This is a genomic window from Alphaproteobacteria bacterium, assembly GCA_019746225.1.
Taxonomy (GTDB): Bacteria; Pseudomonadota; Alphaproteobacteria; order Paracaedibacterales; family VGCI01; genus VGCI01.
On the sequence record JAIESE010000058.1, the window covers coordinates 22,668 to 29,691 of the forward strand.

9 protein-coding genes and 1 tRNA gene are annotated in these 7,024 nt (G+C 45.5%); 3 read left to right on the plus strand and 7 right to left on the minus strand.

What is annotated here, in order from left to right; all coding sequences use genetic code 11:
- Window positions 1-2: 2 nt before the first annotated feature.
- The 5 genes from fabF to K2Y18_09170 form a co-directional block, all read right to left on the minus strand.
- On the minus strand, window positions 3-1,265 hold the full coding sequence (gene fabF, locus K2Y18_09150; protein MBX9805901.1) for a beta-ketoacyl-ACP synthase II: 1,263 nt from the start codon (window positions 1,263-1,265) through the stop codon (window positions 3-5).
- Window positions 1,266-1,306: 41 nt separating this feature from the next.
- Window positions 1,307-1,543, minus strand: coding sequence for an acyl carrier protein (locus K2Y18_09155; protein ID MBX9805902.1), 237 nt, complete (start codon window positions 1,541-1,543; stop codon window positions 1,307-1,309).
- 119 nt (window positions 1,544-1,662) lie between these two features.
- Entirely contained in the window at window positions 1,663-2,415 is a 753-nt protein-coding gene (gene fabG / locus K2Y18_09160) for a 3-oxoacyl-[acyl-carrier-protein] reductase (GenBank protein ID MBX9805903.1), read from the minus strand.
- A gap of 25 nt (window positions 2,416-2,440) precedes the next feature.
- Entirely contained in the window at window positions 2,441-3,382 is a 942-nt protein-coding gene (gene fabD, locus K2Y18_09165) for an ACP S-malonyltransferase (protein ID MBX9805904.1), read from the minus strand.
- A 30-nt stretch (window positions 3,383-3,412) separates the two neighbouring features.
- Entirely contained in the window at window positions 3,413-4,399 is a 987-nt protein-coding gene (locus K2Y18_09170) for an NAD-dependent epimerase/dehydratase family protein (GenBank protein ID MBX9805905.1), read from the minus strand.
- 257 nt (window positions 4,400-4,656) lie between these two features.
- Between K2Y18_09170 and K2Y18_09175 the strand changes: the two genes are divergently transcribed.
- Complete coding sequence (locus K2Y18_09175) at window positions 4,657-4,839, plus strand: hypothetical protein (GenBank protein MBX9805906.1); 183 nt, start codon at window positions 4,657-4,659, stop codon at window positions 4,837-4,839.
- A 75-nt stretch (window positions 4,840-4,914) separates the two neighbouring features.
- Here the strand turns inward: K2Y18_09175 and K2Y18_09180 are convergent, their stop codons facing one another.
- Complete coding sequence (locus K2Y18_09180; GenBank protein MBX9805907.1) at window positions 4,915-5,577, minus strand: MarC family protein; 663 nt, start codon at window positions 5,575-5,577, stop codon at window positions 4,915-4,917.
- Window positions 5,578-5,910: 333 nt separating this feature from the next.
- Between K2Y18_09180 and K2Y18_09185 the strand changes: the two genes are divergently transcribed.
- A tRNA-Gln gene (locus K2Y18_09185) sits at window positions 5,911-5,985 on the plus strand.
- A gap of 22 nt (window positions 5,986-6,007) precedes the next feature.
- Here the strand turns inward: K2Y18_09185 and K2Y18_09190 are convergent.
- A complete protein-coding gene (locus K2Y18_09190; protein MBX9805908.1) occupies window positions 6,008-6,607 on the minus strand; it encodes a hypothetical protein in 600 nt (199 codons plus the stop codon).
- A 203-nt stretch (window positions 6,608-6,810) separates the two neighbouring features.
- Here K2Y18_09190 and K2Y18_09195 point away from each other — a divergent pair.
- The coding region (locus K2Y18_09195) for a hypothetical protein (GenBank protein ID MBX9805909.1) at window positions 6,811-7,024 on the plus strand (214 nt) is incomplete at its 3' end.

Consider the following 7,024-nt stretch of genomic DNA (forward strand, 5'->3'; position numbering starts at 1 on the left):
TCTTAAATTTTTCTCAACACAAGGGATGCGTTCGTGCCCCCAAATCCGAAGGAATTGGAAAGGACGATGTTGATGGGACGTTGTTTGGCTTTGTGAGGAACGAGATCCAGGTCGCCAAATCCTTCTGAGGGCTTGTCCAAGTTAAGGGTCGGAGGGGCAATTTGATCCCGGATGGCAAGGGCACAGAAGATGGCTTCAATGCTGCCAGCGGCTCCTAATAGATGCCCAATGGCTGACTTGGTGGAGGACATGGATACTTTCTTGAGATCATCTCCAAACAGGCGTTTCACGGCCGCAATTTCGACAGGGTCCCCAATAGGCGTCGAGGTGCCATGGGCATTGATGTAATCGATTTGATCAGGGGTAACGCCGGCATTCTTTAATGCTGCGCGCATCGCACGGAAACCGCCATTGCCATCCTCCGCAGGCGCGGTGAGGTGATAGGCGTCCCCGGACATGCCATAGCCAATAACTTCTGCGTAAATTTTGGCACCGCGCTTCTTAGCGTGCTCATATTCTTCCAATACAACGATCCCGGAACCTTCGCCCATGACAAAGCCGTCACGGCCTTCATCCCAAGGGCGGGAGGCCTTTTCAGGTGTATCATTATATTGTGTAGAAAGCGTTCGTGCGGCGGCAAATCCGGCCAACCCAATACGACAGACAGCAGCTTCCGTGCCGCCGGCAACCATGACGTCTGCATCCCCAAACATGATCATGCGGGAGGCATCTCCAATAGCATGAGCGCCAGTAGCACATGCCGTTACAACCGCGTGGTTGGGACCTTTAAAGCCGTATTTGATGGAAACGTGACCTGAGGCCAGGTTAATGAGGCAGGCGGGAATGAAGAAAGGGCTGACCCGGCGGGGGCCGCTTTCTTTTAAGACATGAGAGGTGCTTTCGATTTCAGGCAACCCACCAATACCGGAGCCGATCATGACACCGGTGCGTTCGCGAGATTCTTCATCTTCAGGCATCCATCCCGAATCTTCAACCGCTTGGGTCGCAGCAGCAACGGCGTACAAGATAAACTTGTCCACCTTGCGCTGATCTTTAGAAGACATGTACTTGTCGGCCTGAAACAAGCCAGGCCCGTCACCCTCAAGAACCATCCCGGCAATTTTGGCAGGCAGATCTGAGACGTCAAACGCTGTAATAGCTCGAATGCCTGATTGACCAGCAATTAGCTTTTTCCATGTTAATTCAGCTCCATCGGCCAAAGGGGAGACAACGCCAATACCGGTAATAACAACGCGACGAGTCATGTCTTTACTCTTCTTCTTAAGAATTCTTCCAGAACAAACTTTTACGCGTTGTTCGCTTCAATATAAGAGATAGCATCCTTAACGGTGCGGAGCTTTTCAGCAGCATCGTCTGGGATTGTGCAACCAAATTCTTCTTCAAATTCCATGATCAATTCAACTGTATCAAGGCTGTCAGCGCCGAGATCATCAATAAAGCTTGCATTTTCTGTTACTTTGCTTTGGTCAACATCGAGATGCTTAATGATGATTTCCTTTACGCGGGTTGCTACTTCAGACATTTTAATTCCTCTCTTTAATTTTATGCATAATTATAACTCGTTGTGCAAAATCTTCAATAGATAATGAACAATCTTGTCTCTAATTACCCTGTATTTTGACAAAATTCAAGCTTTCTCTGTCAGCTCATCAACATTCCCCCATTTATATGCAAGGTTTGCCCTGTAATATAGGCAGCTTCTGGGCTTGCTAGGAAAACGGCCCCAGAGGCAATTTCTTCAGGAGCGCCCATCCTGCCTTGAGGGATGGAGTTTAAGATCTTTTCTTTTATCGCATCGGAAAGAACGCCGGTCATGGAGGAAGTGATGAAGCCAGGGGCAATACAATTAATGGTAACCCCACGGCTTGCAACTTCTTGGGCCAAAGATTTGGACAAACCGATGAGTCCCGCCTTCGAGGCCGTATAATTGGCCTGCCCTGAATTGCCGGTCACCCCAACAACGGAGGTGATGTTGATAATGCGACCATGGCGGTTTTTCATCATGGATTTCAAAGCCGCGCGGCACAATCGGAAGGAGGATGTTAAGTTCACATCTAACACTTGATCCCAGTCTTCATCTTTCATGCGTATGGTCAAGCCATCGCGCGTAATGCCCGCATTGTTTACAAGAATGTCAACTTTGCCCATCAATTCTTCGGCTTTTGGGAAAAGAGCTTCAACGGCTTCAGCGTCGGATAAATTACAAGGCACAATATATATTTCATTTTTGCCGCCCGTTGCTTTTAATTCAGCGGCCAAGGCTTTCAAGGCATCTACCCGAGTGCCAGAAATCGCAATTGTTGCCCCTTGGGCATAGAAAGCCTTGGCAATCGCGCTGCCGATGCCACCAGAAGCGCCCGTTATAAGTGCTGTGAGATTGTTAAGTTGAAACATTTATTTTCCTTCTTATTTAATGATATTAAAGCGTCTTTAAAAACGCATCCATGTCCGCTGGCGTGTTTATGGAGCTTGCCTCGAGGCCTGGATCAATGCGTTTGATAAGACCTGTTAAGACTTTTCCAGCCCCAATTTCAATAACATTTGTGACACCAAGACTGCCTAAATTCAAGCCAATTTCACGCCAACGAACCCGTCCGGTGATTTGGTCAATGAGAAGGGAGCGAATGAGGCTCGTCTCTTTGATGGGCATCGCCGTGACATTTGACATAACAGGCTTTTGGGCTTCGTTCATTTGTGTTTCTTTTAAGGCAGGTGCCATGGCTCTGGCGGCAGGCTCCATGAGAGAGCAATGAAAAGGAGCACTCACCTCGAGTGGGATGGCCCGCTTTGCCCCACGCTCATTGGCAAGGGTGATTGCTCGATCAATTGCCCCTTTGTGACCACTCAACACAATTTGGCCTGGGGAGTTGTCATTGGCAATCACACAAACTTCGCCCAAGGCCGCATCATTGGCGAGGGCTTCAACTTCAAGAGCATCGAGTCCTAAGATGGCAGCCATTGCGCCGACACCTATCGGAACGGCTTCTTGCATCGCTTGTCCGCGCAACCGAAGCAGGCGAGCTGTGTCGGGGATGGAAAAGACGCCTGTTGCACATAAGGCTGTATATTCTCCAAGGGAGTGCCCGGCTAAATACGTACATAATGAAGAGAGAGGTTTTCCAAGTTCTGCTTCTAGGGTGCGGACAATGGCCATGCTCACAGCCATAATGGCAGGCTGAGCATTTTCCGTGAGGGTCAGGGTGTCTTGGGGGCCTTCTAGAATGAGCTTGCTGAATTTCTGTTGTAAGGCCTCATCAACCTCTTCAAACACCTGTCGTGCCGCTGGGAACGTTTCAACAAATTCTCGTCCCATGCCAACGACTTGAGAACCTTGTCCAGGAAAAGTAAATGATAGGGTCATTAAACATCCTATAGGTTTGGTTGACTAAATTTATTCTAATCCATTGTACTCTTTATACCAAGCCACTAAACGGGGGATGCCCACAGCAATAGGGGTGGTAGGGGCATAGCCGAAGTCATTTTGGGCGGCTGATATATTGGCTGCCGTTGCAGGAACATCGCCATCTTGGAGAGGCATGAAGTTCTTCACGGCCGTCATATCCATAGATTTTTCTAATAAACCAATAAAGTCCATAAGGGATTCGCTTTTGTTATTGCCTATATTATAGACGGGATGCATCTGATCATTTGCCACGGACGGTGTGTGCCCCAAAGCGCCAATGATGCCATCAACAATGTCATCTATATAGGTATAATCTCTTGCCATTTTGCCGTTATTGTAAACATCAATAGGCTCTCCCGCCATCATCGCTTTCATAAATTTAAATGCAGACATGTCAGGACGACCCCAAGGACCATAAACCGTGAAGAAGCGCAAACCCGTGACAGGCAGATTATATAAATAGTGGTAAGACTGGGCCATGAGCTCATTGGAGCGTTTTGTTGCCGCATACAAAGACATTGGCGAGTCAGTCCGTTGGCTTTCTGAAAAGGGCATATCCTTATTGGTTCCATAGACAGAAGATGTACTGGCATAGACCAAATGTTGGAAGCCCGGCTGGTAGCGACACAGCTCTAATATCACCATAAAACCCATGATATTACTTGTGATGTAAGGGAAGGGGTCAACCAGAGAGTATCGGACGCCTGCTTGGGCGGCGAGGTGGACGACCTGAAGGATGGGGGCATGAGCTTTCCAAACTTTTTCCATGGCGTCTCGATCGCTGATATCAATTTTGTGGAAATGAAAGTTAGGATACTCTTGCAGAATTTTAAGGCGATTTTCTTTTAGTTTGACATCATAGTAAGGGTTCACGTTGTCGATGCCAACAACAGTTTGCCCCTTTTTTAATAATGCAAGGCTTGTGTGAAACCCAATAAAGCCGGCAGCGCCAGTTACCAAAATTGCTGATGACATTCTTCTTAAGAACCCTTAAATGCATTAAAAATTTGCCGAATATTGAAAAAACTATAGGGGATTGTGGTCGTGAACTCAAGTAATTTGGCAGAACTTTTAGGGTTTATCAAAAAAATAGGGATATTAGGGCTAAGGTTCAGTCTTTGACGTTGACAGGAATTGGGGGGTAAAGCTAGCATTTACTTAACCACAATTTGCTTCATTCATAAAATACATTTCAGGAGCGGATCTATGGGCTTCTAGATCAGGTTGAAACGATGAGCGCAGATGTTCTTCAGGCATCTTGGGAAGATCTTATGGATGATATGTATGGGGGCGATGATTCTTTGAAAAAAGCCGTTTATGAATCTGCCATGATCGATTCTAAGGTGAGTGATTCTGCCCGGCGATGGTTGAAAAAGACCTATAAGGTAAAAGATGCGATTGCAGCGGATTGTTGAAAAGATCAAGGATCCGCTGCAAAGTGTTCGAAACTTACAATATTTTAATTGATGAAACAAATGAAAGGATAATTGTTATTTAAAAGGATGCGTTATGATATGTTGTGTTGGGGGTGTTTTCATAAACATATTAATACCATCTAGGACATATTGAATCGATAAAGCCGCAAGGATAATTCCAAAAACACGGCTGATCGCATTTGTTCCCGTAATGCCTAAGATTTTTGCAATAGGCTCCGATAGCCTCAAACAAACATAAGTAATGGACAAAACAAACAAAAGAACGAGAACAATTATTCCTTCATAGGAGTAGTACGTTTCAACGCCACGGGTTAGCAAAATGACAGTGGAGATAGAACCAGGATCTGCAATTAAGGGGATGGCCAGGGGAAATATTGAGATATCCTCTTTCTCTTCAGCTTCTTCATTTTCTGCACGTGTTGTCACCCCAATGCCAGAAGGTTGGGCCAATACCATGTTGAAGGCGGCTCTTAACAATAGCAGTCCTCCTGCAATATTAAAGGCAGCTTCAGATATACCCAAATAATCAAGAAGGTAATCACCCACGAACGCAAAAACTAAGAGGATGATTGCTGCAATAATGACACCTCGAAAAGCAATAATCTTTTTCTGGGCAAGGCTCTCTCGGTGCGTTAACCCAACAAATATCGGGATAATACCAATGGGATTAATCACTGCGAAAAGGGTTATAAAGATTTCCATTGCATATTGTATCATGGCTATATAATTTCCAAGGTTTTGCCGTGGTTTGAATTATCCTATCATATGCTTCCTAAGGTATGAACCATTAAATCGTTCGAAAATATTATGGTATCATAGAGATCTTGGGATAAATCAAGGACTCGCTGCGAAGTTTGCAGGTAGGAATTTCATATAGGATGGAGGGTATACTTGGTGAGTCATCGGGGAGACTCTTAAGGGGGATGTTTGGGCTTATTTATGCTGATATAGACCCTAAAACTAAAATCATTTGGGGAAACAGCATGAAACCCATTGCAAAATCTGTCAAACTTGGTATTATTTTTTGACAATCAAGTCCAATTTCAAAATTGGGGTGTAGCCAAGTGGTAAGGCAGCGGGTTTTGGTCCCGCCATTCCAGGGTTCGAATCCTTGCACCCCAGCCATCTTTTGAAATAAAAACAGTAATTATCCAACCAACTCAATCTGGAATTGATTTTCACCGACTACCTCGAATCGGATATTGCCGCCTAAATTTTGCGCTAGGGTGTTTGCAAAGTAAGGAACGATTGTTCCAGCAGATTGCTGTTTAAGAGACGTATGACCCGTCAACGCGTGCATGGCATCATCCCTCAATCGCGCCGTGGGTCCCTCAGCAACAATCTGAAGGTTCGGGTTCACTGTGAGAGTCCCTCCTCGTGGGAGGCCATCTGCTGCGGTTAATAACGCTGCCAGGATCAACCGGGCTGAGGGACCTTGGAGATCTTCCAGATTCTGGATTTTCCAGGCAACGCTAATTTTATTGTCGGGCCAATAGTTTTTTAACGCCTTTTCCAAATCTACCCCTGTGGGTTTGTTGTCCATGCCTGAAAAACCTGTAAGACAGCGAAAGAGCTCAAGTTTGGAGATTGTTGATTGGGAACTATAAGCTATGAGATCGCGTGTGGATAAATCTTGAGGGGTTTGCGCCAACATTTCTAACCCCATTGCAACTGCACTTGCAGGGGCGCTTAAATCATGACAAATTTTGGCGCACATCAAATGCATTAGGGTCATCTCTGATGTCATTTTAACCCCCCTATATTGATAGAAGTAACGTCAAAAATTAACACTCAATATCAACTTAATCAAATATTTTATTTTTATGCTGAATTCCTATTGACCTGACAAACAAGGTGTCATATTAGTTACTTATCCAGGCCCGGCGTGACGAATGTGTCCAGGCCATGGGTTTGTATTAATAATGTTAAATAATATTTAAGGAGTTTATTATGGTTCAAAATTTCGCACTCGCTGCCGTTCTTGTTATGTTTGCTGCTGTTCCAACACTAGCTGGAGCTGAAAAAGGCGCAGATCATAAAGGTGGCACAACAACGACAACAACGACAGCTACTGAAGCTTCTGCTACAGCACCAGCTGGTGGTGAAGCCGGTAATGCAGCAAAAGCTGGTTCAGCTGATGATAAGGCAGTAGCAGCTGAAACTC